Origin of the sequence: Peptoniphilus indolicus ATCC 29427 (assembly GCF_000227315.1) — a bacterium.
GTDB classification, from domain to species: domain Bacteria; phylum Bacillota; class Clostridia; order Tissierellales; family Peptoniphilaceae; genus Peptoniphilus; species Peptoniphilus indolicus.
Window position 1 is genome coordinate 1 of record NZ_JH165156.1, and the last position, 522, is coordinate 522.

The 522-nt window shown below is 28.2% G+C and carries 1 protein-coding gene; it reads right to left on the reverse strand.

Annotation, left to right across the window (positions count from 1 at the left end; all coding sequences use genetic code 11):
* Positions 1-221: 221 nt before the first annotated feature.
* Positions 222-446 (reverse strand): ATP-binding protein, encoded by a 225-nt coding sequence (locus HMPREF9129_RS10465; protein WP_004823653.1) that lies wholly within the window; start codon positions 444-446, stop codon positions 222-224.
* Between the last annotated feature and the right edge of the window lie 76 nt (positions 447-522).

Here is a 522-nt window from a genome sequence, read left to right on the forward strand (position 1 = left end):
AGTACCTCAATTTAAAAAGGCTCTATGTCAAACATTAGGGATGCTCGTTAATTTCGAGTCTCTCTTTAGTACCATAAATAGTGTAAGAAATAGTAAACTCTTACTTGCACTATTTTTTTATATAATGAAAAGGTAGTATGACGAGTCGCTTTTTGGATTTGTTAATGTCAACATAAAAATGTACAAATTTGATTATATAAGAATGTACACTTATTCCTCCTTTATATACTCTTTAAGTCTGTATGAATTTCCAGTAATAGATAGACTGTTGCGTGGTGTAACAGTCTATCTATAATTGCTGCAGCTACTTTTTCATCATAAAATAACTTTGACCATTCATTGAAGTTTAAATTTGTAGTTATTATTGTACTTTTCTTTTCGTATCTTTTATCAATAAGTTGAAATATCAATCTTTCATCGCCATCATTTAGTGGTAAATAGCCCATTTAGTCAATTATTAATAATTTATATCCTATGTAATGTTTATTCGTTGTTCTAACTTATTTCTACCTTTGCTCTTTT